20 protein-coding genes are annotated in these 25,478 nt (G+C 68.5%); 5 read left to right on the top strand and 15 right to left on the bottom strand.

Features of this window, described 5'->3' with window-relative positions; all coding sequences use genetic code 11:
• Positions 1 to 13 precede the first annotated feature (13 nt).
• The 3 genes from nadD to OHA88_RS30215 form a co-directional block, all read right to left on the bottom strand.
• The gene (gene nadD, locus OHA88_RS30225) at positions 14 to 631 is read right to left on the bottom strand and encodes a nicotinate-nucleotide adenylyltransferase (RefSeq protein WP_267005228.1); all 618 of its coding nucleotides are present in this window, start codon (positions 629 to 631) and stop codon (positions 14 to 16) included.
• Positions 632 to 669: 38 nt separating this feature from the next.
• Positions 670 to 834, bottom strand: a complete 165-nt coding sequence (locus tag OHA88_RS30220) for a hypothetical protein (RefSeq protein ID WP_030921167.1) — start codon at positions 832 to 834, stop codon at positions 670 to 672.
• Between the two features lie 84 nt (positions 835 to 918).
• Positions 919 to 1,071 carry a hypothetical protein gene (locus OHA88_RS30215; protein ID WP_176902209.1) on the bottom strand — a complete coding sequence of 51 codons (153 nt, stop codon included), beginning with the start codon at positions 1,069 to 1,071 and terminating at the stop codon, positions 919 to 921.
• Between the two features lie 111 nt (positions 1,072 to 1,182).
• On the opposite strand from OHA88_RS30215, the gene OHA88_RS30210 reads away from it, so the two are divergent.
• Complete coding sequence (locus tag OHA88_RS30210) at positions 1,183 to 2,328, top strand: M48 family metallopeptidase (RefSeq protein ID WP_328627835.1); 1,146 nt, start codon at positions 1,183 to 1,185, stop codon at positions 2,326 to 2,328.
• Here the strand turns inward: OHA88_RS30210 and OHA88_RS30205 are convergent.
• From OHA88_RS30205 to proB, 5 genes are all read right to left on the bottom strand, one after another.
• On the bottom strand, positions 2,246 to 3,382 hold the full coding sequence (locus tag OHA88_RS30205) for an SCO2583 family membrane protein (RefSeq protein ID WP_328627834.1): 1,137 nt from the start codon (positions 3,380 to 3,382) through the stop codon (positions 2,246 to 2,248). The two genes, OHA88_RS30210 and OHA88_RS30205, sit on opposite strands and share 83 nt — an antisense overlap.
• 228 nt (positions 3,383 to 3,610) lie before the next feature.
• Entirely contained in the window at positions 3,611 to 4,210 is a 600-nt protein-coding gene (locus OHA88_RS30200) for an SCO2584 family spore wall biosynthesis protein (RefSeq protein ID WP_328627833.1), read from the bottom strand.
• Positions 4,211 to 4,276: 66 nt separating this feature from the next.
• Positions 4,277 to 5,560, bottom strand: coding sequence for a glutamate-5-semialdehyde dehydrogenase (locus OHA88_RS30195; RefSeq protein ID WP_328627832.1), 1,284 nt, complete (start codon positions 5,558 to 5,560; stop codon positions 4,277 to 4,279).
• Between the two features lie 82 nt (positions 5,561 to 5,642).
• Positions 5,643 to 6,146 carry a hypothetical protein gene (locus OHA88_RS30190; RefSeq protein ID WP_328627831.1) on the bottom strand — a complete coding sequence of 168 codons (504 nt, stop codon included), beginning with the start codon at positions 6,144 to 6,146 and terminating at the stop codon, positions 5,643 to 5,645.
• 143 nt (positions 6,147 to 6,289) lie between these two features.
• Positions 6,290 to 7,396, bottom strand: a complete 1,107-nt coding sequence (proB, locus tag OHA88_RS30185; protein WP_326608460.1) for a glutamate 5-kinase — start codon at positions 7,394 to 7,396, stop codon at positions 6,290 to 6,292.
• A gap of 377 nt (positions 7,397 to 7,773) precedes the next feature.
• Between proB and OHA88_RS30180 the strand changes: the two genes are divergently transcribed.
• Positions 7,774 to 8,373 (top strand): dTDP-4-dehydrorhamnose 3,5-epimerase family protein, encoded by a 600-nt coding sequence (locus OHA88_RS30180; protein ID WP_328627830.1) that lies wholly within the window; start codon positions 7,774 to 7,776, stop codon positions 8,371 to 8,373.
• Positions 8,374 to 8,430: 57 nt separating this feature from the next.
• On the opposite strand, the gene rfbD is transcribed toward OHA88_RS30180, so the two are convergent.
• From rfbD to OHA88_RS30165, 3 genes are read right to left on the bottom strand one after another with little or no spacing between them, the layout of a single operon-like run.
• Positions 8,431 to 9,327 carry a dTDP-4-dehydrorhamnose reductase gene (gene rfbD / locus OHA88_RS30175; protein WP_328627829.1) on the bottom strand — a complete coding sequence of 299 codons (897 nt, stop codon included), beginning with the start codon at positions 9,325 to 9,327 and terminating at the stop codon, positions 8,431 to 8,433.
• Positions 9,324 to 10,310 carry a dTDP-glucose 4,6-dehydratase gene (gene rfbB / locus OHA88_RS30170; RefSeq protein ID WP_328627828.1) on the bottom strand — a complete coding sequence of 329 codons (987 nt, stop codon included), beginning with the start codon at positions 10,308 to 10,310 and terminating at the stop codon, positions 9,324 to 9,326. The genes rfbD and rfbB overlap by 4 nt, the downstream gene beginning before the upstream one ends.
• Positions 10,307 to 11,377: a glucose-1-phosphate thymidylyltransferase gene (locus OHA88_RS30165; RefSeq protein ID WP_267005219.1), complete on the bottom strand. Its 1,071-nt coding sequence runs from the start codon at positions 11,375 to 11,377 to the stop codon at positions 10,307 to 10,309. The genes rfbB and OHA88_RS30165 overlap by 4 nt, the downstream gene beginning before the upstream one ends.
• A 552-nt stretch (positions 11,378 to 11,929) precedes the next feature.
• On the opposite strand from OHA88_RS30165, the gene OHA88_RS30160 reads away from it, so the two are divergent.
• Entirely contained in the window at positions 11,930 to 13,993 is a 2,064-nt protein-coding gene (locus OHA88_RS30160) for a hypothetical protein (RefSeq protein WP_328627827.1), read from the top strand.
• 103 nt (positions 13,994 to 14,096) lie between these two features.
• On the opposite strand, the gene galE is transcribed toward OHA88_RS30160, so the two are convergent.
• Positions 14,097 to 15,068 (bottom strand): UDP-glucose 4-epimerase GalE, encoded by a 972-nt coding sequence (galE, locus tag OHA88_RS30155; protein WP_328627826.1) that lies wholly within the window; start codon positions 15,066 to 15,068, stop codon positions 14,097 to 14,099.
• Positions 15,069 to 15,350: 282 nt separating this feature from the next.
• Here galE and OHA88_RS30150 point away from each other — a divergent pair, with 282 nt between their 5' ends.
• Both OHA88_RS30150 and OHA88_RS30145 read left to right on the top strand, forming a co-directional pair.
• A complete protein-coding gene (locus OHA88_RS30150) occupies positions 15,351 to 17,582 on the top strand; it encodes a bifunctional glycosyltransferase/CDP-glycerol:glycerophosphate glycerophosphotransferase (protein WP_328627825.1) in 2,232 nt (743 codons plus the stop codon).
• Positions 17,583 to 17,604: 22 nt separating this feature from the next.
• Complete coding sequence (locus OHA88_RS30145) at positions 17,605 to 21,180, top strand: bifunctional glycosyltransferase/CDP-glycerol:glycerophosphate glycerophosphotransferase (protein WP_328627824.1); 3,576 nt, start codon at positions 17,605 to 17,607, stop codon at positions 21,178 to 21,180.
• Between the two features lie 72 nt (positions 21,181 to 21,252).
• Here the strand turns inward: OHA88_RS30145 and OHA88_RS30140 are convergent, their stop codons facing one another.
• The 3 genes from OHA88_RS30140 to rpmA form a co-directional block, all read right to left on the bottom strand.
• Positions 21,253 to 23,286 (bottom strand): glycosyltransferase family 4 protein, encoded by a 2,034-nt coding sequence (locus tag OHA88_RS30140; RefSeq protein WP_328627823.1) that lies wholly within the window; start codon positions 23,284 to 23,286, stop codon positions 21,253 to 21,255.
• 350 nt (positions 23,287 to 23,636) lie between these two features.
• Complete coding sequence (gene obgE / locus OHA88_RS30135) at positions 23,637 to 25,076, bottom strand: GTPase ObgE (RefSeq protein WP_328627822.1); 1,440 nt, start codon at positions 25,074 to 25,076, stop codon at positions 23,637 to 23,639.
• A gap of 142 nt (positions 25,077 to 25,218) precedes the next feature.
• Positions 25,219 to 25,476 carry a 50S ribosomal protein L27 gene (gene rpmA, locus OHA88_RS30130; protein ID WP_028813462.1) on the bottom strand — a complete coding sequence of 86 codons (258 nt, stop codon included), beginning with the start codon at positions 25,474 to 25,476 and terminating at the stop codon, positions 25,219 to 25,221.
• Positions 25,477 to 25,478: the final 2 nt, after the last annotated feature.

The following is a 25,478-nucleotide window of genomic DNA, read 5'->3' as shown; positions in this document are numbered from 1 at the left end:
CCCTCTCCGTGGCTCATTCGCCGCGGTACAGCTGGCGCTTGTCGATGTAGCGGACCACACCGTCCGGCACCAAGTACCAGACCGGTTCCCCCTGCGCGACTCTCGCACGACAGTCCGTGGACGAGATCGCGAGCGCCGGGACCTCCACGAGGGAGACACCGCCTTCCGGCAGCCCGTCGTCCGTGAGTACGTGCCCAGGCCGTGTCACACCGATGAAGTGGGACAGCGAGAACAGCTCCTCGGCGTCCCGCCAGGTGAGAATCTGCGAGAGCGCGTCGGCGCCGGTGATGAAGAAGAGGTCCGCGTCGCCATGGACCGCGCGCAGGTCCCGCAGCGTATCGATCGTGTACGTCGGTCCGCCACGGTCGATGTCACTGCGGCTGACCGAGAACTGCGGATTGGACGCCGTCGCGATGACCGTCATCAGATAGCGGTCCTCGGCCGGGGAAACCTGCTTGTGGCTCTTCTGCCACGGCTGCCCGGTCGGAACGAAGATCACCTCGTCGAGGTGGAACTGGGCGGCCACTTCGCTGGCCGCCACCAGGTGTCCATGATGAATCGGGTCAAACGTCCCGCCCATCACACCGAGTCGGCGTTTGCCGCGGCCGGTAGGCACTTCCTGCTCTCCCATGCGTGCAGAGCCTACTGGCACAGCTGTACGCCTCTGCCTCAGCGGTCGCGGTTGAAGCGGGTGGTGATCCACAGCAGGAGCAGAAGCGTGACGAACGCACCGCCCCCGGTGAGGTACGGGCTGAGGCTTTCGTGGTTACCACCGTGCTCGCCGCCCTCGGAGGCGAGAGTGACCAGCTGGTGTGCGGTGCTCGTGAGGCTCATCTTCGGCAGGACCTATCGATCGGGAGTCGGAAGGAAGACGTCGCGGACATCGTATGCGGGGGCCCCGGGCACGCTCACGCCGACTCAGTCGTTGTTGTCGTCGTTGCGGTATCCGCGCAGCAGGAACCAGGCGAGCAGCGCCGCGCCGATGAGCGCGGCGAGCAGCACGATCCGAAGGGTGTTGCCCGGGCCCTGGTCCTCGGATGCGGCGGCGAGCAGAGCAACGGTGTGCGGCATGTTGGGCGTCTCCTCAGTTATCCACAGCCCCCCGCACACCGTAGCCCCAGCACCTACGCTGGGACTTGTCAGGGGGCGAGCGACGTCTCGTACGAACAGGGGGCCCAGTTCATGACCGACAACAGCCACGCGAGTCACGAGCACGTGCCGAGCAGGCAGCGCAGGCGTTTCTCGGGCATCTCGTCCCGGGCGTACGAACACCCGGCGGACCGGTCGGCTCTGGTGGCCCTGCGCAAGCTGAGCGGCTTCGACACCGTGTTCAAGGCGCTGAGCGGCCTGCTGCCCGAGCGCAGTCTGCGTTTGCTCTTCCTCTCCGACTCCGTACGGGTGAGTGACGCCCAGTTCGCCCATCTCAACGACATGCTGCGCGACGCCTGTTACATCCTGGACCTGGAGAAGGTCCCGCCGATGTACGTGAACCAGGACCCGCAGCCGAATGCCATGTGCATCGGTCTCGACGAGCCGATCATCGTGGTGACGACGGGGCTGGTGGAGCTGCTCGACGAGGAGGAGATGCGGGCGGTCGTCGGCCATGAGGTGGGGCACGCCCTCTCCGGTCACGCCGTCTACCGCACGATTCTGCTGTTCCTCACCAATCTCGCCCTGAAGGTCGCCTGGATCCCGCTCGGCAATGTGGCGATCATGACGATCGTGATGGCGCTGCGCGAGTGGTTCCGCAAGTCGGAGCTGTCCGCGGACCGGGCGGGGCTGCTGGTCGGCCAGGATCTGCAGGCCTCCATGCGCGGTCTGATGAAGATTGCCGGCGGCAATCATCTGCACGAGATGAATGTGGACGCCTTCCTCGCCCAGGCGGACGAGTACGAGAAGGGTGGCGACCTGCGCGATTCCGTACTCAAGATCCTCAATGTGCTGCCCCGATCCCACCCGTTCACCACGGTGCGCGCGGCCGAGTTGAAGAAGTGGTCCGAGAGCCGCGACTACCAGCGGATCATGGACGGCCACTACCCACGGCGCGAGGACGACAAGGACACGTCGGTGACGGACTCGTTCCGGGAGTCCGCCTCGCACTACGCCGACTCGGTGCGCACCAGCAAGGACCCGCTGATGAAGCTCGTCGGCGACATAGCCGGCGGCGCCGGGGACCTGGGCGGCAAGCTGCGCGACAAGTTCACCGGCGGCAGCCATGGCGGTGGTGCGGCAGGCAAGGGTGGCGCTACGGATGACTCCGGGGCGACCCGGCAGTCGGGGACGGAGGACCCGGGGAGCCCTCAGGGGCCCGGGCCGGCCGGGAGCTGACCTCCAGCGTCCCGCAGAGCGCCGCTGTGGGCCGGCCCGTCGCATACGGGTCGGTGCCCGCCGGCCCGCGGGAAGCCGAGCGCTCGCCGGCGAGCAGCGGGTGCAGGGTGCCGGTCCTGTCCGTCGAGCAGGCCTGCGGTCCGGCCTGGACGTAACTGGTCCGCAGCTCCAGCCGGTGCAGCCGCAGGTCCTCCCGGTCGAAGCGGAAGTGCAGCTCGCGCCGTACGGTGAACAGCGAGACGCTGCCTGCTTGTCGGGGGCCTGAGGCGGCCGGACGCAGGGCGTACGTGAAGGTGTGGTCCGAGACCACCTCCAGGGTGTCGGACCCCGCCTCGGAGTAGGCCAGGGTGCCCTGGACCCGGATGTCCGGGTCGGCCAGCGCCACCTTCGCCGGGTCGAACCGCACCAGCCAGCCGGTCGCGGCATGCTGCCCGTCGTCGGCCGATCGGGTCATGCTCCGGTCGAACTGGTTCGTCTGGTCCGGGTCGAGCAGCAGCCCCACCGGCCGCACCGAGCCGCCGGTGAGGACGTCGGGGTCGAGGGAGGACGCCACCAGATAGTCCTTGACCGTGGTCAGGGCAGTGATCACCTGGCTGTCCGAGAAGTTTTCGGTCCGCCGGGTCATCGGAAGGTTGATGCCAGCGGCACCTGTCCGGAAGTGGGCGGCAGGGCTCGTGGCGTAGAGGTCGGCAGCCTTGCCGCCGGGGACGGCGCCGCGGGGCGCCAGGGGTATGACGGTCGACCGGAGCGGTTCGGCGCGTGTGCCGACGGGTGGCTGGTACGGATTGCTGAGGCCCATGTAGACGGCCGTGGCAAAGGCGAGGGCTATCAGGACGATCAGGGCGATGACGGCCCGGGTTCCGGTGCGGAAGTGCCGGGCCGGGAGGCTGCGTACGGCGCGGGCGTGCTCGCCCATGCGCTCCTGGGCGGAGAATTCCTGGAGCCGGGCAGCACGGACGAACGACTCGTCGAAGACGACGGACCGGTACTCGTCCTCACCACCGCCGGGGAGCCCCTCGGGTGCTCCTTCTGGCGGTTCTCCACGGCCTGTCATGACTTCTCCCGACTCCACGTCACCGGCCGAAGCCGACACGCTACGCACTGCTTCGGCCGAAAGGGCCTCGGGCAGGGCCTGTCCGTCACGGGTTCGCGTGTGCGGACGAGTGAGAAGCCCCCTCCGGGGGAGGGGTCACACTTTCAGGGTAGGTCGATTGCCACCAACGTAAACGCTCTGGCGTGTGAGAACTCGGAGCGAGCTCTCACGCGCCATGGCGGCCGCGCATCAGTGCGTGCGTGGGACCGCAGACACCGCGGGGCGGAAATAGTCGGCGGAAGCGGATGGGGTGGCACCGGAGCCGGGCGCGCTGTCCACGCCGGTCGTGGCGGGTGGTGGGACCTGGTCCTGACGGTTGGCCGAGGCGCCCCGGTAGACGGCGCTGAAGGCCAGCGCGACCATGCCGATGCCCATCAGCAGCGCGAGCAGCCAAGCCACCGGGCGGTGCCACCGCGCAGCGCCCCGGTAGGGGCGTAGAGAGCCGCCGTGGCGCCCGTACGGGCCGTTGTCGTAGTCGTCGAGCCCGTCGTGGTCCAGCGGGTCGCCGTAGGGGCTCCCGCGGCCGTATGCGCTGCCCGGCCCGTATCCGTCGTCGTACAGTTCGTCGTCGGCGGGGCCGCCGCCGGCGCGGGCCCGGGCGGCCTCGGCCTCGGCACGCGCCTGGGCGGCAGCCAACAGCCGCTCGACCGCGGTTTCTTCATGGAACTGGGCAGCCCGGACGAAGTCCTCGTCGAACACCACGGAGGCGAAGTCCTCGTCCGCGCCCCCGCGGTCGTCGTCGGGCTCCCAGCCGTCCGGAAACGGCCTGCCCCCCACGTCGTCCGGCACAGCTTCAGCGTAGCCCCGGCGGGTCGTTTTGGGCAGGGAGACTGCAAACTCGCCGGGTACCCAAGATCACCGTACGTGACCGTCCCCGGTCACGATGTACTTCGTCGAGGTCAGCTCCGGCAGGCCCATCGGGCCCCTGGCGTGCAGTTTCTGGGTGGAGATTCCGATCTCCGCACCGAACCCGAACTGCCCCCCGTCGGTGAACCGGGTGGACGCGTTCACGGCGACCGTCGTGGAATCCACCAGTTGAGTGAACCGGCGGGCGGCAGCCTGCGACGTGGTGACGATCGCCTCGGTGTGGCCGGAGGACCAGAGCCGGATGTGGGCGACGGCCGCGTCCAGCGATTCGACGACGGCGGCCGCGATGTCGTACGAGAGGTACTCGGTCTCCCAGTCGTCCGGCGTCGCCGGCACGACGGTGGCCTTGGACCCCTCGGCGAACTCCAGCACCCGCTCGTCGCCGTGCACCGTCACCCCTGCGTCGGCCAGCGCGTCCAGCGCCCGGGGCAGGAACTCCGCGGCGATGTCCTTGTGGACCAGCAGCGTCTCGGCCGCGTTGCAGACACTCGGCCGCTGGGCCTTGGAGTTGATGAGGATGTCGACGGCCATGTCGAGGTCGGTCTGCGCGTCCACGTACACATGGCAGTTGCCGGTACCGGTCTCGATGACCGGAACGGTGGACTCCTCGACGACCGTGCGGATCAGGGAGGCACCGCCGCGCGGGATCAGTACGTCGACAAGACCGCGGGCCCGCATCAGTTCCCGTACCGAGTCACGGTTCTCGCCCGGCACCAGCTGCACCGCGTCGGCCGGCAGTCCGGAGCCGCCGACCGCGTCGCGCAGCACCCGGACGAGTGCGGTGTTGGAGGCGTACGCGGAGGACGAGCCGCGCAGCAGGACGGCATTGCCGGACTTCAGGCAGAGCACCGCGGCGTCCACTGTGACGTTGGGCCGGGCCTCGTAGATGATCCCGACCACGCCGAGCGGCACCCGGACCTGACGCAGGTCGATGCCGTTGGGCAGGGTCGAGCCGCGCACCACTTCGCCGACCGGGTCGGGCAGCGCCGCCACGTCCCGCACATCGGCGGCGATGGCCCGGATCCGCTCGGGAGTGAGGGTGAGCCGGTCGACGATCGATTCGCTGGTCCCGGCCTCGCGCGCACGGGTCACGTCCTCGGCGTTGGCCGCGACGATCTCGGCCGTCCGCACTTCCAGCGCGTCCGCGATCGCCAGCAGCGCGTCGTCCTTCGCCGCGCGCGGCAGTGGCGCGATGTCGGCGGCGGCGGAGCGGGCCCGGTAGGCGGCCTGGGCGACCGGGGACATGTTGTCGTACGGCGAAAGCGTGGTCATGCCCGCAGAGTAGTGCGCACACTGCGGGCATCCCGCAGGTATCCCGTGATGCGAGACGGCCGTCCCAAGTGGAGCCGAACGGTCAGTACGGGTGGACGCCGACCGGGGCCGCCGGGGGCGGTCCGTATCCCTCGGCGATGCGCTGGTGGTACGTCTCCCGGTCGATGACCTCCAGGCCGACGATCTCCCAGGGCGGCAGCTTGGCGCTGGAGCGGTGCTCGCCCCACAGCCGCAGTGCGACCGCCGCCGCGTCGTGCAGGTCCCGTGCCTCTTCCCAGTAGCGGATCTCCGCGTGGTCGTTGGCGTACCGGCTGGTCAGCAGGAAGGGATGGTCGTTGGCGAGCTGTTCGAGACCGCGCCTGACCTCCTTCAGCGGTGTCTCGGTACCCGAGACGCTGAGCGTGATGTGCCACAGCTTCGACCGGGTGTGTTCCTCCTTCGCCACCACCGGCTCGGGGTCGGTGCTGGTCCCGTCGGCGGTCCGGTCGACGGACCGGACCTCGTCGAAGCCGACACCTGCTCCGACGCTGGTCAAGGCGCGGCCACCCGTTCCTCGGGGCGGCGCCCCCGGGCGAGCTCGTCTCACCGGCGGCCTCCTGTGAATGCGTTGCTGTGCTGTACCCCGCTGTGTCCCCGTTACAAAGTTGACCAGCCCGGGGCCTGGCGTGGGGCGGTTTTCATGAAGGTCTCTGCCCGAAGTCCGGACTTTCAGCCGTTTCAGGGGGCCGGTCAGCGGTGCAGGATGACCAGATCGTCCCTGTGTACGACCTCGCGTTCGTACGCCGGGCCGAGTTCGCGCGCCAGGTCCCGGGTGGACCGGCCGAGCAGCTGCGGAATCTCCTTGGCATCGAAGTTGACGAGTCCGCGGGCCACGGGGCGGCCCTGGAGGTCGCGCAGTTCCACCGGGTCCCCCGCGGTGAATTCGCCCTCGACGGAGGCGATCCCGGCCGGCAGCAGCGAGCTGTGGCGTTCGACGACGGCCTGCACCGCCCCGTCGTCGAGGGTCAGCGACCCCTGCGGGGTGGAGGCGTGGGCCAGCCAGAGCAGCCGGTCCGCCGAACGGCGTCCGGTGCGGCGGAAGTACGTACCGGTGTCGCGGCCGGCGAGGGCGTCGGCGGCGCGGCTCGCGGAGGTCAGGACGACCGGCACTCCGGCGGCCGTGGCGATTCGGGCGGCTTCGACCTTGGTGACCATGCCGCCGGTACCGACGCCCGACTTTCCCGCGCTGCCGATGGTGACATCGGCCAGATCGGCCGGGCCGGTCACTTCGGCGATGCGTGAGGTGCCGGGGGTGCTGGGGTCGCCGTCGTAGAGGCCGTCCACATCGGAGAGGAGGACCAGCAGATCGGCGCGGACGAGATGGGCGACGAGCGCGGCGAGCCGGTCGTTGTCACCGAACCGGATCTCGTCGGTGGCGACGGTGTCGTTCTCGTTGACGATCGGGAGCGCACCCATCGCCAGGAGCTGGTCGAGGGTGCGGTAGGCGTTGCGGTAGTGAGCGCGGCGGCTGGTGTCGTTGCTCGTGAGCAGCACCTGGCCGACGCGTACGCCGTAACGCGCGAAGGAGGCGGTGTAACGGGCGACGAGCAGCCCCTGGCCGACGCTGGCCGCGGCCTGCTGCCTGGCCAGGTCCCGGGGCCGGCGGTGCAGGCCGAGCGGGGCGAGTCCGGCGGCGATGGCTCCGGAGGAGACGAGAACGATCTCCTTCTCCCCGCCGCTCCGGACCTTGGCGAGGACATCGACGAGCGCGTCGACCCGGTCGGCGTCGAGGCCGCCGGCCGCGGTGGTCAGGGACGAGGAACCGACCTTGATCACGATCCTGCGCGCTTCGGTCACACCCTGCCTTGCCCCTGCCACGTGCACGTTCCTGCCCTCGTCGTCTTCATCGTCATCGGCTTCGTCTGCCTGGCCGTCAGGGTACGCGAGCAGGGTGGGCCATCGGACCGAACAGGCGTTCCCGATAATCGGACTCCCACTTTCCATCCTCCGGCCACGGAGTAATGACCGCACAGCCCGTGGATGGCGTGACAACGAAAGTCACATCAAATGATTCACATATTCCGTACCACCGTGGCCGGTTTCAATCATTGCGCATCAATCCAATCGGCTATCGGGACATCTCATTCACCGGAGCCATGAACGGCGACAATTCCCGTTAAATTGGCTTTCGCCATTCCGGTCTGTCTCGAACGCCAGAACAAGGATGTGATCGCATGCGGCAGCTCTCCTTGCCAGGGGCCTGGGTGCATGAGCCCAAGCTCTTCCCGGACAGTCGCGGCAGCTTCCACGAGTGGTTCAAGAGGTCCGACCTCAACGACGCCGCCGGACACGGTCTGCAGCTGGCGCAGGCCAACTTCTCGGTCTCCAGCCGGGGCACCCTGCGCGGCATCCACTTCGCCGATGTGCCGCCGAGCCAGGCCAAGTACGTCACCTGTGTACGGGGCGTGGTGCTCGACGTCATTGTGGACATCCGGGTCGGCTCCCCCACGTACAAGCGGTGGGAAGCGGTACGTCTCGACGACGTGGTTCATCACGCCGTCTACGTCGCCGAGGGGCTCGGCCACTCCTTCATGGCGCTGACCGACGACACGGCGGTCGTCTACCTGTGTTCCGAGGGCTACGCGCCCGGTCGTGAACGCGGCATCAATCCACTCGACCCCGAGCTGGGCATCGAATGGCCCGAGGGCGTCACGCCGCTCCTCTCCGACAAGGATGCCGCCGCACCCTCGCTGGCCGAGGCCGAGGAGCAGGGGCTGCTGCCGTCGTACGAGGCCTGTCAGGCGTACTACGCGGAGCTGCGCGCCCGAGGCTGAGCAGGCCGGGGCCGCGCGGGAAGTACGGGCGGCCCCGGCGGAATTCAGAGGTCGAGATCACCGCTGCGAGCCGCGCCGTTCCGCTGCGAGCAGAGCGGGGAACGCCTCCTCCAGCGCCGCCCGCCAGTCGCGGATCGGTTCCATACCGGCCGCCGCCCAGCGGTCGTGTCCGAGCACACTGAACGCGGGCCGGGGTGCCGGCCGGACGAAGGCGTCGCTGGTGGTGGGACGGACACGCGCCGGGTCGGCCCCGAGCAGCCGGAAGATCTCCCGGGTGAAGCCGAACCACGTCGTCTGCCCGCCGCTGGTGCCGTGGTAGATGCCCGCGGGGACGGCGCCGGCCAGGGCGGCCTGTCCGAGCCGGACGAGCCGGTCGGCCAGATCAGCGGTCCAAGTGGGCTGCCCACGCTGGTCGTCGACCACATCGAGGGCGTCCTTGACGCCCTCCAGTTTGATCATCGTACGGACGAAGTTGGGGCCGTACGCGCCGTACAGCCAGGCGGTACGGACGACGTAACCGGTGTCCGGGAGGGTGTCCAGCACCGCGCGTTCCCCGGCCAGTTTGGTCCGGCCGTAGGCACTGCGGGGGCCGACGGCGGCGTCCTCCGGGTACGGCTTCTCGGTGTCCCCGGCGAAGACGTAGTCGGTGGAGACCTGGAGAAGCACGACGCCGTGCTCACGGCAGGCCGCGGCGAGGACCTCGGGGCCCGTGCCGTTGACCCGCAGCGCCGCCTTTTCCTGGGACTCGGCGTCGTCGACGGCGGTCCAGGCGGCGCAGTTCACCACGACGGCGGGGCGGTGGAACTCCAGGGCGGCACGCACCAGGGCGGGGTCGGCGATGTCGAGGGCCACGCGGTTCGCGGCGACCGCGGTGACGGACTCGCCGGCGAGCCGGGCCAGGACGTCCCGGCCGAGCATGCCGGCGGCTCCGGTGACCAGCCAGACGGGGCTCACAGCGCGGCCCTGTCCTTCAGCGGCTCCCACCAGGCGCGGTTGTCGCGGTACCACTGCACGGTCTCGGCGAGACCGGTACGGAAGTCCTTGCGGGGCTCGTAGCCGAGCTCGTTGCGGATCTTCGTGCAGTCGACGGAGTAGCGGCGGTCGTGGCCCTTGCGGTCCTCGACATGAATGACACCGGTCTCCCAGTCGGCACCGCAGGCGTCCAGCAGCAGGCCGGTGAGCTCCTTGTTGGACAGTTCGGTGCCGCCGCCGATGTTGTAGACCTCACCGGCGCTGCCCTTCGTGCGGACCAGTTCGATGCCCTGCACGTGGTCGTCGATGTGCAGCCAGTCGCGGACGTTGGCGCCGTCGCCGTACAGCGGGACCGGCTTGCCGTCCAGCAGGTTCGTGACGAACAGCGGGATGACCTTCTCGGGGAAGTGGTGGTGCCCGTAGTTGTTGGAGCAGCGGGTCACGCGCACGTCGAGGCCGTGGGTGCGGTGGTACGAGAGGGCGATCAGGTCGCTGGACGCCTTGGCCGCGGAGTACGGCGAGTTGGGTGCCAGCGGGTCGGTCTCGGGCCAGGAGCCCTCGTCGATCGAGCCGTAGACCTCGTCGGTGGAGATGTGCACGAAGGTCTCGATGTCCGCCAGATGCGCGGCGTGGACCAGGGTGTGAGTGCCCACCACATTCGTACGGACGAACTCGGCGCCGCCGTCGATGGATCGGTCCACATGGGACTCGGCGGCGAAGTGCACCACCTGGTCGTGCTCGACCATCACCTTGGCGACCAGCTCCGCATCGCAGATGTCGCCCTGCACGAAGGCGAAACCGGGATGGTCGCGGATCTCGTCGAGGTTGGCCGGGTTGCCCGCGTAGGTGAGCTTGTCGAGCACGGTGACGGCGACATCTCCAAGCCCCTGCGGGCCGAGCACCGTGCGGACGTAGTGCGAGCCGATGAAGCCGGCCCCGCCGGTCACCAGGATGCGAGTGGTCATGAGGAGATCTGCACCTTGCTGTGGTCGCCGAGCACGAGTCGGTGGGCGGACGGGGAGCGGGGCGCGGGGGTCACTTCGACGTCATGGCCGATGAGTGACGCCTCGACGCGGCGGACACCGTCGATCGAGGCGCCCCGCAGGACGATCGAGTACTCGATCTCGCTGTCCTCGATCCGGCAGTCCTCCGAGACCGAGGTGAACGGACCGACATACGCGCCACTGATCACCGAGCGGGCGCCGATGATCGCGGGGCCGACGATCCGGCTGCCGCTGACCTTGGCGCCCGCCTCGATCCGGACCCGGCCGATGATCTCGCTCTCGTCGTCGACGTCGGCGCCCTCGACGGACGGCTCGACGGTCTCCAGCACCGTCCGGTTGACCTCCAGCATGTCGGTGACATTGCCGGTGTCCTTCCAGTACCCGCGGATCGTGGTGGAGCGGACGTCGCGCTTCTGGTCGATCAGCCACTGGATGGCGTGCGTGATCTCCAGTTCGCCCCGCCAGGAGGGCGCGATGGAGCGCACCGCCTCATGGATGACGGCGGTGAAGAGATAGACGCCGACCAGCGCCAGATCGCTCTTCGGCTCCTTCGGCTTCTCCTCCAGCGCCGCCACCCGGCCGTCGCCGTCGAGTTCGGCGACACCGAAGGCGCTCGGGTCGGGCACCCGGGTCAGCAGGATCTGCGCATCGGGCCGGTCGGCGCGGAACTCCTCGACCAGGCCGGCGATCCCGCCGACGATGAAGTTGTCGCCGAGGTACATGACGAAGTCGTCGTCCCCCAGGAAGCGCCGGGCGATCAGCACCGCGTGCGCGAGTCCGAGCGGCTCGTCCTGCGGGATGTACGTGACCTCGATGCCGAACCGGGAACCGTCACCGACGGCCGCGCGGATCTCTGCGGCAGTGTCGCCCACAATGATGCCGACCTCGGTGATGCCCGCTTCCGCAATGGCTTCCAGGCCGTAGAACAGCACCGGTTTGTTCGCCACCGGGACCAGTTGTTTGGCAGAGGTGTGCGTAATGGGACGGAGCCGGGTGCCGGCCCCACCGGAAAGTACGAGAGCTTTCATTTTCCCTGCCCGATGGTGAGATTCCGGTCATGTCGCGACCGCGACCTTCGGGGCGATTTTACTGAGATTCACTGTCCGATCTGCCGCGAATGGGCCCATGGAATCGAGATGCGCCCGATTGACACTCGGAAACATTTTCTCGTCTCGTACGCTTCTTCCACCGCGAGAGAGGATTGCGGGAATTATTTTCCGCACCGACCGCGTTTCCGCCCGTCCGAGGCCATCCGAGGCCATCCCCGGGCGCAGGTCCGCACTCCATCCGCGCGGACCGGCCCGCGACTGTCCGCTCACAGGTGCCTGACGGGGTGTGCACAGCCGCACGGTCATCATCTAGAATGGTTGTACGAAGCTGCATATTGTTACATAGTCCTCACCTGAGCCACACAAGTGGATGACGTGCCTTCTCTACGGTGGGGGCGGATCACACCCACTTCCGGGGCCCCGGCCCTGGCTTGACCAGTCGGCCCGACCACCGTGCCATCCGGCCGCAACCGCGCCCTGCGCGAGCTCGAGCTGCTTGGAGTCCCCCGAGTGCAACCTCTTCCCCTCACTATGCGGCCTGCCGCGAAGCCCTTCTTCATCTTCGTGCTGGCCGCGTCGTTCGTCGCCCAGGCCACCGCCGCGCTTCTCCCGAACGTCCCCCTGCTCATCGCAGCCACGGCAACCGGTCTCGCGACAGAAGCCGCCCTGCACCGCTGGCAGCCAGGCCTGAACTCGCAGTTCACGAAGGTCAGGGCCGATGTCACGGTACGACAGGTCATACGTGACCTCCTGCTCGTCGTGGGCGTGCTGGAACTGGACAGTCAGCAGCAGGAAACGGCCTACCTCCCCCTCGTCTGCGGGCTGCTCTTCTTCTACGCGCTCCACTTCGCCGGTCACGCCACGGCGATACTTGTGCGCGCCAGCCGCACCATGCCCCTGCTCACGCGCAACATCGACGCCTCCGCCCTGCGGATCACCCCGGCGCCCCCCGCGCTGCTGATGGGCGGGCCCGGTCCGCGGCTGCTGCTGTTCGGCCTGCCCGCGACCGCGGGCCTGCTGGTGACGGCGGCGGGCGACGAGCCGGAGTTCGCCGCGGCCGGCATCGGGCTTTCGGTCCTTCTCGCCTGCGCCGGACTGGCCGTCCTGCTGTGGCGGCTTGCGCGTCGCCGTCCTGCCTCGCAGGAAGAGGTGCTCGACTGGTTCGACGCCTGGCTCGCCGAGTACCAGCCGACCGTCGGCATGTACTTCTCGGGCGGCTCCTCGTCCGCGTACCAGGCCAATATGTGGCTCGACACGCTGGCCCGGACCGACGGCCGCCCGCTCATCGTGCTGCGCGAGCGCTTCATGATGCAGAAGATCGGCGCGACGGACATCCCCATCGTGTGCATCCCCAGGGTCGCCCAGCTGATGCGCCTCGAGCACTCGACGCTCAAGATGCTGATCCACCCCGCGAACTCGGGCAAGACCTCGCAGGTCCTGCGCATCCCGACGATCAAGCACGCCTTCGTCAACCACGGTGAGAGCGACAAGCTCTCCAGCTGCAATCCCTACGCGAAGGCGTACGACGAGGTCTGGGTCGCGGGACCGGCCGCCCGGGAGCGCTACGCCCAGGCCGAGGTCGGTATCGACGACCGTGACGTGGTGGAGATCGGCCGCCCCCAGCTGGCGCCGATCGCCCCGTACGCGGGCCCGCCCACCGGCCCGTTCACCACCGTGCTCTACGCCCCGACCTGGGAGGGCTGGGACGGCAACCCCGGCAACACATCGGTGATACTGGCCGGCGAGAACATCGTCCGTGCGCTGCTCGCCGATCCCGGGGTACGGCTCCTCTACAAGCCGCACCCGATGACGGGTTCGGTCGATCCGCGTGCGGGAGCCGCGAACGAGCGCATGCAGGAGCTGATCCGCGAGGCCAACCGCCGGCGCACCGGCTCCCGGCCCGGCCCCGAGGCCGCGGCCGCGCTGGCCCTGCGGACCACTGAGCTGGAACGGATCACCGCCTCCACCTTCCGGAAGGGTTCGGACGACGCGGAGCGGATGCTGGCCCAGAGCGCACCGGTCGCGGGCCGTGCCGAAGCGGTCGCCGCGGCCACCGCAGCCTGGGAAGAGACCTACTGGGAATCCCTGCCCGACTGGGAGCACCAGATCATCACGGCCCCGCAGCCCGCGCTGTACGCCTGCTTCAACCAGGCGGATCTGCTGATCAGCGATGTGTCGAGCGTGGTCACCGACTACCTGGCGAGCGAGAAGCCGTACGCCGTCGCGAACACCAGCGAGCTGCCGGAGGACGCCTTCCGGGAAGCGTTCCCGACGGTCCGCGCGGCGACGATCCTCACCCCGGACGCCGAGGGTGTGGCGGCGCTGCTGCACTCCGTACGCAATCCGGAGCACGACACGCTGGCCCGGAGCCGTGCTGAGCTGAAGCTTCATCTGCTCGGCCCCTCGGATCCGCCGTCGCTGGAGCGCTTCAACGAGGCGGCACGCAGTCTCTGCGCGACGGCGGACGGTCACCGTGCGCGCATGGCGCAGCGGCTGCTGTCCATGATTCCGGCGCCGCGCGGGGCCGTGACCGAGGAAACGACGACGTCGGCGGAGGCTTCGAAGTCCCTGCTGAAGGCAACGCCCGAGGTGTAGCGCCCGGCGCACCGGCACAACGGCGAAGGGGCCCGCAGGTATGCGGGCCCCTTCGCCATTTGCTCTTCGTGACGGGTGGTGGAGCTTACGGGTGGTGGCGGAGTTACGGGTGGTGGTGGAGCCAGCCCTGCCACGCGGAGTCGATCATCTCGTCCACTCCGTACGTGGCCGACCAGCCCAGCTCCGTCCGGATCCGGTCGGCCCCGGCGACCACGCGCGCCGGGTCACCGGCACGGCGGGCCGTCACCTCCGGGGTGAGGTCGCCGCGGCCGGTCACCTTGAGGATCCGGTCGACCATCTCCTTCACGGAACTGCCCTCACCGCGGCCGATATTGAGCGTGAGGTCGGTACCGCTCCCGGCCTCGTCGAGCCTGCGCACGGCCGCAAGGTGCGCGGAGGCTATGTCCTCCACATGGATGTAGTCACGGATGCATGTGCCGTCGGGCGTCTCGTAGTCGTCGCCGAAGATCCTCGGTCCCTCACCGGCCGCCAGCCGCTCGAAGACCATCGGGATGAGATTGAACACTCCGGCGTCGGCGAGCTCGGGGGAGGCGGCACCCGCGACATTGAAGTAACGGAGCGAGGCGCAGCGCAGGCCGTGGGCCCGAGCGGCCGCATGGATCAGCCATTCTCCGACGAGCTTCGTCTCGCCGTACGGGCTCATCGGCAGACACGGGGTGTCCTCCCTGACCAGATCCACATCCGGCATGCCGTAGACGGCGGCCGACGAGGAGAACACCAGCCGGTCGACGCCCACCGCGACCATGCTCTCCAGGAGTGTCTCCAGCCCGGTCACGTTCTCCCGGTAATAGTGGAGCGGCCGCTCGACGGACTCGCCCACCTGCTTCTTCCCTGCGACGTGCACCACGCCTGTCACACCGTGGTCACGGATCGCAGCGTCGAGGCGCTGCCGGTCGAGCACGCTGCCGACGACCAGGGACACCCCGGCGGGAATCTTCTCTGCGCTTCCCGTCGACAAGTCGTCATACACGACTACCGACTGACCGCCCGCGAGCATCGCACGCACGACATGCGCACCGATATATCCCGCCCCACCTGTAACCATCCAGGCCATTCGCGCGTCTCCCTGTACGAGGTCATACCGTCGGCTTCACTCTACGTGTGGGAAAAATGGAGTCGAGCAAATAGGACCAATCGGAACTATCTTTCAACATGCCCCCTCGCGGGGGAGATGCCGGGACGGGCACCTTCGGGTGAAGTCCCAGCCAACGCAGGGCCACAGCGAGCCAATGACGATCAATTACGCTGTCCGGGTACTTCGGCGCCATCCCGTCGTTCGACGGTACGAATCGGCGCCGTCACACGGACCCTCGACAGCTCTCTGGACTGGTGAAGGATGCCTCGACTGACACTCATCGCGCCTGCCTACAACGTGCAGGGATACATCCGGGAGTGCATCGACTCCGTACTGGAGCAGGACTTCACCGACTTCGAGATCGTCGCCGTCGACGACTGCTCGCCGGACGGTTCCGGCGAGATCCTGGACGAGTTCGCCCGTCGCGACACCCGTGTGCGCGTCCTGCACCTCGGTGAGAATGTGGGCCTGGGCCGCGCCCGCAACGCCGGCATCGAACAGGCGACCGGTGACTATCTGCTGTTCCTGGACAGTGACGACACCCTTGCGCCCGGCGCCCTGGGCGCCATCGCCCGGCGGCTCGACGCGACAGACGATCCCGACGTCCTGATCTTCGACTACACGCGCACCTACTGGGACGGCCGGCGCCTGCCGAACCAGCGCGCCGACCTGCTCGCCGAGACCGGGCCCGCGGTCTTCTCGTTGGCGGACCGGCCCGAGCTGCTGGACCTGCTGCAGATCGTATGGAACAAGGCATACCGACGCGACTTCGTCACCCGGCACGGCTTCCAGTTCCCGCCCGGTTATTACGAGGACGCCCCCTGGACGTACTCCACCCTGATAACCGCGGACCGCCTGGCGGTGCTCGACCGCACGTGCGTCTTCTACCGGCAGCGACGCGAGGGCGGCAACATCCTCCGTACCGTCAGCCGCAAACACTTCGACGTCTTCGAGCAGTACGACCGCATTTTCACCTATCTGGAAAAACACCCCGAGCTCGACCACTGGCGCACGGCAGTCTTCCGGAAGATGGCCGACCACTATCTGACCATCATGGAGAAGCCGGGCCGGCTGCCGCGCAACGCACGGTCCGAGTTCTTCCACCGGGCGTCCGCGGACTACAGACGCAGACTGCCGGACGGCTTCGTACGCCCCTCGGGCGGCCGCGGCTACAAGTACGCGCTGCTCGGCATGGGCTCCTATCCGGCGTTGGCCGCCGCCACCCGGGCCCGTCGGCTGCGCAACCGGTCCCGCCTTCGCAGCCGCGAACGCGTCATCCGCGCCAAGCGCGCTGCCATGGGGATGTTCTACCAGTCCCAGCTGAGGCTGGGACTGGACGACAACCTGGCGGTGTTCTCCGCCTACTGGAGCCGCGGCTACTCCTGCAACCCCGCGGCCATCGACGCCGAACTGGCCCGTCTGGCCCCGCACATCCGCCGGGTATGGGCGGTCAGGGCCGACCAGGTCGGCCGGGTGCCCAAGGGCGTCGAGGTGGCGGTCGTGGGCTCCCGTTCGTACTGGACGGCGGTGGCCCGCGCCAAGTACCTGGTCAACAACGTGAACTTCGCCAACGCGGTGGTCAAGCGCGAGGGCCAGATTCATCTGCAGACCCATCACGGCACCCCGTTGAAGACCATGGGGCTCGACCAGATGAACTTCCCGGCCTCCACCAGCATGGACTTCGAGGACCTGCTCAAGCGCTGTGACCGCTGGGACTACAGTCTCTCCTCCAACCGGTTCTCGACCACGGTGTGGGAGCGGGTGTACCCGTGCCGGTACACCTCCCTGGAGACCGGCTATCCGCGCAACGACGTCCTGATCAACTCAACTGCCGCGGACGTGGCAAGGGTTCGCCGGGAGCTCGGCCTGAACGACGGCTCCAGCGTCTTCCTCTACATGCCGACCCACCGCGAGTACCAGAAGGACTTCACCCCGAGGCTCGACCTTCCACGGCTGGCCGATGAACTGGGCGAGGACATCACCCTCCTGGTGCGCGGCCACTACTTCTACAAGCCGAACGGGCGGATGGCCGAGCTCCAGACCAGCGGTCGCATCATCGATGTCTCGGCGCACCGGTGTGTGGAGGACCTCTACCTCGCCTCGGACGCCCTGATCACCGACTACTCGTCAGCAATGTTCGACTATGCGAATCTTGATCGGCCGATCGTGATTTTCGCCGACGACTGGGACACCTACAAGGCGGTCCGCGGTACGTACTTCGACCTGATGGCCGAGCCTCCCGGCGCCGTTGCGACCAGCCAGGCGCAGCTCACCGAGATCCTCGGATCCGGCGAGTGGCAGAGCGAGGAGTCCGCCACCTTCCGCAGCCAGTTCCGCGAACGGTACTGCGACTACGACGACGGTCACGCCGCGGAGCGTGTCGTCCGCAGAGTCTTCCTGGGCGAGGAGAGTCTTCTTCCCGTCGTGCCGCTTGCCGAACGCAAGCCGGCACCCTCCCCAGCTCAGGCGCTCGAACCGGTCGAGCGGGTCTGACCCGAAAGGAATCCTGAAAGACATGACCCCTCGGCTCAGTGTCATCGTCCCCATCTACAACGTGGAGCGCTATCTCCCGGCCTGCCTCGACTCGCTGGCGTCGCAGACGCTGCGGGAGATCGAGGTCCTGATGGTGGACGACGGGTCCCCGGACGGCTCCGCGGCGATAGCCGCCGAATACGCGGCCCGCGACCCGCGGTTCATCCTCATACGCAAGGAGAACGGCGGTCTCGGCGCGGCCCGCAACACGGGTGTCTCGCACATATCTCCCGACGCAGAGTTCCTGACGTTCGTCGACAGCGACGACATCATCCCGCCGGACGCCTACCGGCTGATGACCGCGAGCCTCGACGAAAGCGGCTCCGACTTCGCCACCGGGAACGTCTTCCACCTCAAGGGCGAGAAGTCCTGGCAGGTGCCGCTGTTCAAGATGCTGGCGGGCGAGGCCCGCAAGCGGACCCACATCTCGAAGAACCCCAATCTCGTCGCCGACCGCATCGCCTGCAACAAGGTGTTCCGGCGCACCTTCTGGGAGAAGCACGGGTTCGCCTTCCCCGAGGGCATCCTGCACGAGGACATCCCCGTCGTCCTCCCCGCCCACTACCGGGCCGAAGCGATCGACATCATCGGTGAGCCGACGTACTTCTGGCGGCTGCGCGAGGGCGAGTCCGCCCCGTCGATCACCCAGCGCCGCCGGGAGCCCCAGGCGATCAGGGACCGGGTCACCGCGGTGAGCCTGGTCAGCGACTTCCTCTCCCGGCAGCAGGGCCCCGAGTTCGCCGAGTACAAGCGGCAGTACGACGACCGCGTACTCCGCGACGACCTGCGGCTGTTCCTGCGCGTGCTGCCCGACGCGACTGCGGAGTTCCACGAGGCCTTTCTCGAGGCCGCCAACCGCTACCTCGACACGATCGACCCGCAGATCGTCATGGCCCTGCCCGCGGACCTGCGGGTGCAGTGGCTGCTCGTGCGCAAGCACGCCACGCCCGAGCTGATCGCCCTGCTGGCCTCGCAGCGCCGCAAGGAGCCCGTCGAGGTCTCCGGCGGCTTCCGTAAGTACGCCAGCTTCGCGCCGCTGGAGTCGAGCTCCGTCGAGCTGCCCAAGGCCGCGCTGCGCATCGACCAGGACCTGGACCTGCGCGCGCCGCTGCGCTCGGTCGAGTGGAGGAACGGCCGGCTGGTGCTGTCCGGCGACGCCTGGATCGACAAGATCGACATGTCGACGAGGCGCAGCAGCATCAAGGTCGTCCAGCTCAAGCGGGACAACTCGCGGCGCCGGCTGTTCCTGCCCGCGAAGAACGTCCACCGCCCCGAGTGCACCACCAGCTCCGGTCAGAAGCGCTACAACTACGACTGGGCCGGCTGGGAGCTCGAACTCGACCCCGCCAAGTTCCGCAAGGGCGGCGCCTGGCAGGAGGGTCTGTGGCACGTCGGCATCAACGTCTACTCCTCGGGCCTGGTGCGGCGCAGCGGTGTGTGGGCGCGCGGCGGGGCGGCTGCCAACTTCCCGCCCTACCAGTGGCTCGACAAGGACTTCCGGCTGCTGCCCAGCGTCGAGCGCAGCGCGCTCAAGCTCCGCATCGAGAAGGTCCTCGCCCTCGTCACCGACCGCCGGCTGGACGGCGACCAGCTGGAGATCCGGGGTGAGCTGCGGGTCACGCTGAAGCACGGCGAGACGCTCGACCTGCGGCTGGCCAACCCCAAGAGCGGTGAGATCAAGAAGTTCCCGGCGACCGTGGAGCGGGCCGGTGACACCGCCACGTTCCGCGTGCGCGTACCCGTTGCCGAGGTGGCCCTGCTCGCCGCCGACGCGGTGGACGAGAAGGCACAGCCCGAGCGCCGGCTGTGGAGCACGGCCCTGCTCGCCACGGCCTCCGACGGCACGGAGCGCCAGTTCAGCAGTGTCGTCCGGGAGGGCCTGGCCGACCTCCGCCTCGACCTGCCGGAGAGCTTCGGCGACGAGGGCACCCATCAGGAGCTGGCCGTGGTCTCGGGCCACAACGGCTATCTGAAGATCATCGGCCGGGCGCGGCGTGCCGTGATCACCGACGTCTCCGAGCGCGACGGCCGGATCGTCGTCAGCGGCCGCACGAGCCCCCGGCTCGTCGGCGCCGAACTGGTCCTCAAGGCCCGCAGCCGCTTCGACGAACGCGTGGCGGCCGTCGAATGGGCCGCGGACGGGACCTTCACCACCTCCTTCGACCCGTCGGTCATGGGCGGCTCCGGCCAGGTTCCGCTCAAGGCGGGACGGTGGAACCTCTTCCTGCGGTCCGAGGAGGAGAACGTCCCGGACGCGGCCTTCGTCATCGACCGGCTGGCCACCTCCCAGTTCCCGCTGCTCACCGAACTGGGCGGCCGCCGCTACTGGTTCGAGCACCGCTGGGGCGACTTCCCGCAGCTCAACTGCCGTTCCGAGCTGAGCGACATGGAGCTCGGCCCGTACCGGCAGCTGCAGCTGCGCCGCGAGGTGTACGAGCTCGGCCGCGAGAAGCCGCTGCTCGACCAGGTCTTCTACCTGAGCTACAACGGCAAGCAATACTCCGACAGCCCTCGCGCCATCCACGAGGAGCTCCTGCGCCGCGGCAGTGACCTCAAGCACCTGTGGGCCGTCCGGGACGGGCAGGTCGTCCTGCCGCCGGCCACGGAGAAGGTCCGCATGTGGGGCCGCGAGTGGTTCGAGGCCCTGTCCAGGTCCCGGTACATCGTCACGAACGGGCACCTGCCCGAGTGGCTGGTGCGCCGCCCCGGCCAGGTGATCGTGCAGACCTGGCACGGCACGATGCTGAAGAAGATCGGCCATGACATCGAGACGCTCTACTTCGACCGCGAGTACCAGAACCGGCTGGCGCTCGAGGCGAACAACTGGAGCCTGCTCGTCTCGTCCAACCGGTTCAGCACGCCCATCCTGAAGCGCGCCTTCTCGTACGACGGCGAGATCTTCGAAGCCGGCTACCCGCGCAACGACTACCTCTACTCCCCCGACCGGGAGAAGATCGTCGAGCAGGTCAAGGCGAAGCTCGGTCTGCCCGCCGGGAAGAAGGTCGTCCTCTACGCGCCGACCTGGCGCGACGACCAGTCGCACAGCGCGGGCCAGTACCTGTTCGACCTGCGGCTGGATCTGGAGGACGCGCGCCGCCGGCTCGGGGACGACCACGTGCTGCTGATCCGCCGTCACTCCAACGTGGTCGATGCCGTGCCGGGGGCCGGGAACGGCTTCGTCTGGGACGTCTCCGAGTACCCGGACATCGCCGATCTGTATCTGGCCGCCGACATCATGATCACCGACTACTCGTCCGTGATGTTCGACTACGCCCACCTCAAGCGGCCGATGCTCTTCTTCACGTACGACCTGGAGCACTACCGCGACACCCTGCGCGGGTTCTACTTCGACTTCGAGAAGGACTCGCCCGGCCCGCTGATCCGCACCTCCGGTGAGCTGATCGATTCCATCCGGAACATCGACAGCGTCTGGCCCGAGTACCGCGAGCGCTTCGACCGCTTCCACCACCTGTTCTGCGACCTGGACGACGGCCGGGCCTCGCAGCGCGTCGTGGACCGCATGATGGAGCAGCCCGCGGAGCTCTCCGACGGGAACTAGCCACACACAGAAGGGCGGGCCCGCGGAGAACATCTCCGCGGGCCCGCCCTTCTGTCCCCTGTCCGTGCCGTCCTACGGCTGTACGTCCACCGTCTTGAAGGCGAGCTGCGACAGGGCCGTGAAGTACGGCCTGATCTCGATCCTGGTGACCGGAAGCGGTACGGGCTTGCCACCGTTCAGCGCCCTGGTCACCCGGCGCCTCACCTTGGCCGGCAGTGTCGTGCTGGGCTCGGGCAGTACCCGGATCACCGGACGGGGGAAGGTGAACACCCCGATCGGTTGCAGCACGTCGGTGGCCAGCTTGCCGACCTGGACCCGGTCCGCCTCCTCCGCGGGCCGCAGCCACATGTCCCAGATCTGCTCGGGTCCCTCGTGCGCACGCACCAGCGCGGCGCAGTCGACCCGGGCGGTGATCCGGCGGCCCTCCACGGCCGCCACCGGGAAGGTCATCACCCGTTCCTTGTCCTTGCGGAGCACGGCCTCCAGGACGGCTCCGCGGCCGAGCTCCACACCCCAGCCGACCGCTTCCATCTCGATGGTCTCGGTGCTGACCGCCAGCGCGTCGATCTCCACATGGGCGTCGCGCACCACGCTACGGATCCGGAGGCGGTCCATCTCGCCCCGGTGCGGCAGCAACAGCTCCAGGGCCGGGGCGCCGTCCTCCCGGGGCAACGGCACATTGAACACATCACGTAAGTCGCAGCCGTAACCGTCCACCGTCAGCGGCACCTCGATGCCCGCCGGGGTACGTACCGACAGCTCCCAGGTCCCCTCGGGCAGTCCGTCGCGCCACGGCACCACTGCGGTGCCCCCGGGTTCGATCGCGAACCGCCGCTCCTGGTCCAGGCTGCCGACCAAGCGGCAGGCGATCTCGGCGCCGTGCGCCTCCGGAGGCAGGACGCCGACCTCGATCCGGACCGATCCCTCCGGGTCCACCTGTGCGCCGGCCGTCGTCAGCAGTGCCCGGCGGGCGAACGCGTCGTGCAGGATCGCCTCGAAGCGCTCGCAGCTCGCGGGCTCGTGGAAACGCACGGCGTTGCGTACCGCGGCCTCGCCCATCAGCTTGCGGCGCTCGTCGTTCTCGACCAGTTCGAGGACGGCCTCGGCCATGGCGTCGCTGTTGCCGCACGGGACGAGGAGACCGTCCTCGCCGTGGGTGATGATGTTGCGCGGTCCATGGTCGGCGTCGGTGCTGACCACAGGCAGACCGGCGGCCATCGCCTCGACGATCACATTGCCGAACGCCTCCCGCTTGGACGGGAGCACGAAGATCGAACCCTTGCTGAATTCCGGGGCGACCGGGGCGACCGGTCCCATCAGCGCCACGGTGTTGTGCAGGCCGAGGTTCTCGATCTGCTTGCGCAGATCGGCCTTCTCCATTCCTTCGCCATAGATGCGCAGCCGCCAGTCGGGATGCTTGCGTACGACGGTGGCGAAGGCTTCGACGACCGCCGCGAAGTTCTTGTTCTCCTTGAGGAGACCCGCCGCGATGATGACCTTGTTGGTGCTCTTGGACTGCACCGGGGCGGCGGGCACGCAGTTCGGCATGACGGCCAGCCGGTTACGGACGCCGGGCACCTGCTTGCCGATGCTCTCGGCCTCTTCGGGCGTGGGAGCGGTGAGCGCGTCCAGCGAGTGGTACGCCTTGAACAGTCGGCCCTGGTAGTACTTCGCGTAGATCGAGGGCATCGAGTGCTCCTGCGTGACCCGCAGGTAGTCACCCTCGGCGTACGAGAGCATGATCGTGTTCCGCGGGCTGGAGCTCACCACGACATCGGAGTCGGTGGTCGCGAGGAATTCCAGCAGCCGCAGCTCGGCCAGTCTGCTGACCACCGGCTTCTTCTCTGCCGGGTCGACCGGGTAGACCTTCGGGAAGACCCCGATCAACGGGTGCTCCAGATCGGAGGCGGGGGAATGCCCCCGCAGGTCGGTGAGAACGCGCACGGAGACCCGCGGGTCGAGCGGGAAGTGCGACTTGTCCCGCACCTTGCGCAGGGCCACGATCTCCACCTCGTGCCGGGAGGCGAGCGCGCCCGCAAGGTTCTGCGTCGCGCTGACCACCCCGCCCATATGGCACAGGTCACGTACCAGGAATGAAATCTTCACCAGCGTCTTTCGGCCGGGCCGCAGCTCGCAGCAATCCCCGGGCAGCCTCGCGCGAGTGTCATCACGCTCCCCCTACCCCCTCGGTCGTCGCGAGGGCAGGCTTCTGTCCTCGCATGAGGTAGACACACAGAAGCACCAAAAGGCTGCGCACCGGACGAAAGTTTATCCAATCTTTGGACAAAACCAACCATTTACCGTGATCACGTACGGAATCAGCCCACATATTCGAACAACAGGCCGTCCGGCAAGGAGCAGGAGAGCCGGCCGGACAGTCTCCCGGAACGGCCGAGGGGCCTGTCCCCGGCCCAGAGAAAACTCTGGTCCGGGGACAGGCCCCTCGGCATCCCGCGCTACGCGAACGGGTCGAACTCCTGGTATTCCTTGCTGACTTCGTCCCGCTCCGACTCACGGTCACGACGGCGCTGAGCGGCCGGACGCGGCGCTTCGAGACGGTGGTCCTCGCCACGACGCCCGAGCATCTCCGCACCCGCCGCCACGGTCGGCTCCCAGTCGAAGACGACCGCGTTGTCCTCGGCGCCGATGGCCACACCGTCACCCGCCCGGGCGCCGGCCTTCATCAGCTCGTCCTCGACACCGAGACGGTTGAGACGGTCCGCCAGATAGCCGACGGCCTCGTCGTTGTTGAAGTCGGTCTGCCGCACCCAGCGCTCCGGCTTCTCGCCGCGCACCCGGTAGATGCCGTCCTCCTCCAGCGTGACGGTGAAGCCCGCGTCGTCCACGGCCTTCGGACGGATGACGATGCGGGTCGCCTCCTCCACGGGCTTGGCGGCACGCGCCTCGGCGATCACACCGGCGAGCGCGTAGGAGAGCTCCTTGAGACCGGTACGGGCGACGGCGGACACCTCGAAGACGCGGTAGCCGCGCTCCTCCAGTTCCGGCCGGATCAAGTCGGCGAGGTCCTGACCGTCCGGAATGTCGATCTTGTTGAGGACGACGATGCGGGGCCGGTCGTCCAGACCGCCGTACTGCTTCAGCTCTTCCTCGATCATGTCGAGGTCGGAGACCGGGTCGCGGTCGGACTCCAGCGTCGCCGTGTCCAGCACGTGTACGAGGACCGAGCAGCGCTCGACGTGCCGCAGGAACTCCAGACCGAGGCCCCTGCCCTGGCTGGCGCCCGGGATCAGGCCCGGGACGTCGGCGATGGTGTAGACGGTGCTGCCCGCGGTGACCACGCCCAGGTTCGGGACGAGCGTGGTGAACGGGTAGTCGGCGATCTTCGGCTTGGCCGCGGACAGGACCGAGATCAGCGAGGACTTGCCGGCGCTCGGGTAACCCACCAGAGCCACGTCGGCGACGGTCTTGAGCTCCAGGACGATGTCCCGGGACTCGCCCGGCTCGCCGAGCAGCGCGAAGCCGGGGGCCTTGCGGCGGGCGGAGGCGAGTGCCGCGTTGCCGAGGCCGCCGCGGCCGCCCTGGCCGGCCACGAACGTGGTGCCCTGACCGACCAGGTCGGCCAGCACGTTGCCGTTCCTGTCGAGCACGACCGTGCCGTCGGGGACCGGCAGGACGAGGTCCTGACCCTCCTTGCCGGTGCGGTGGTCGCCCGCGCCGGGCTGGCCGTTGGTGGCCTTGCGGTGCGGACTGTGGTGATAGTCGAGGAGCGTGGTGATGTCCTGGTCGACGACCAGGGTCACATCGCCGCCACGGCCGCCGTTGCCGCCGTCCGGGCCGCCGAGCGGCTTGAACTTCTCACGGTGAACGGAGGCACAGCCGTGGCCTCCGTTACCCGCGGCGACATGCAGATCGACGCGGTCCACGAAGGTGGTCATGGTTGGAACCTCCAGTTACATACATGCAGAAATGATTCAAGCTCATGCTGTGTCTCTTAGGAGAAACACGCGAAAGGCGGACCCGCTTCCCATACGGGAAGTGAGGTCCGCCTCCGCAGAAACCGCTCGACGAGCGCCGAAATTACTCGGCGATCGGAACGATGTTCACGACCTTGCGGCCACGGTGGGTGCCGAACTCGACCGCACCAGCGGCGAGCGCGAACAGCGTGTCGTCGCCGCCACGGCCGACGCCCGTGCCCGGGTGGAAGTGGGTGCCGCGCTGGCGGACCAGGATCTCACCGGCGTTGACGGCCTGGCCGCCGAAGCGCTTGACGCCGAGCCGCTGAGCGTTGGAATCGCGCCCGTTCCGGGTGGACGATGCGCCCTTCTTGTGTGCCATCT

This window comes from Streptomyces sp. NBC_00353 (assembly GCF_036108815.1).
GTDB lineage: Bacteria > Actinomycetota > Actinomycetes > Streptomycetales > Streptomycetaceae > Streptomyces.
The sequence above is the reverse complement of the archived record's forward strand: the minus strand, read 5'-3'. Positions and strand labels throughout refer to the sequence as shown.

Bases quoted from the DNA above. Each gene is read 5' to 3' on its own strand.
- nadD (WP_267005228.1), bottom strand. From the start codon at position 631: ATGGGAGAGCAGGAAGTGCCTACCGGCCGCGGCAAACGCCGACTCGGT.
- OHA88_RS30220 (WP_030921167.1), bottom strand. From the start codon at position 834: ATGAGCCTCACGAGCACCGCACACCAGCTGGTCACTCTCGCCTCCGAG.
- OHA88_RS30215 (WP_176902209.1), bottom strand. From the start codon at position 1,071: ATGCCGCACACCGTTGCTCTGCTCGCCGCCGCATCCGAGGACCAGGGC.
- OHA88_RS30210 (WP_328627835.1), top strand. From the start codon at position 1,183: ATGACCGACAACAGCCACGCGAGTCACGAGCACGTGCCGAGCAGGCAG.
- OHA88_RS30205 (WP_328627834.1), bottom strand. From the start codon at position 3,382: ATGACAGGCCGTGGAGAACCGCCAGAAGGAGCACCCGAGGGGCTCCCC.
- OHA88_RS30195 (WP_328627832.1), bottom strand. From the start codon at position 5,560: ATGACCACGCTTTCGCCGTACGACAACATGTCCCCGGTCGCCCAGGCC.
- OHA88_RS30180 (WP_328627830.1), top strand. From the start codon at position 7,774: ATGCGGCAGCTCTCCTTGCCAGGGGCCTGGGTGCATGAGCCCAAGCTC.
- rfbB (WP_328627828.1), bottom strand. From the start codon at position 10,310: ATGACCACTCGCATCCTGGTGACCGGCGGGGCCGGCTTCATCGGCTCG.
- OHA88_RS30165 (WP_267005219.1), bottom strand. From the start codon at position 11,377: ATGAAAGCTCTCGTACTTTCCGGTGGGGCCGGCACCCGGCTCCGTCCC.
- OHA88_RS30160 (WP_328627827.1), top strand. From the start codon at position 11,930: ATGCGGCCTGCCGCGAAGCCCTTCTTCATCTTCGTGCTGGCCGCGTCG.
- galE (WP_328627826.1), bottom strand. From the start codon at position 15,068: ATGGCCTGGATGGTTACAGGTGGGGCGGGATATATCGGTGCGCATGTC.
- OHA88_RS30150 (WP_328627825.1), top strand. From the start codon at position 15,351: ATGCCTCGACTGACACTCATCGCGCCTGCCTACAACGTGCAGGGATAC.
- OHA88_RS30145 (WP_328627824.1), top strand. From the start codon at position 17,605: ATGACCCCTCGGCTCAGTGTCATCGTCCCCATCTACAACGTGGAGCGC.
- obgE (WP_328627822.1), bottom strand. From the start codon at position 25,076: ATGACCACCTTCGTGGACCGCGTCGATCTGCATGTCGCCGCGGGTAAC.
- rpmA (WP_028813462.1), bottom strand. From the start codon at position 25,476: ATGGCACACAAGAAGGGCGCATCGTCCACCCGGAACGGGCGCGATTCC.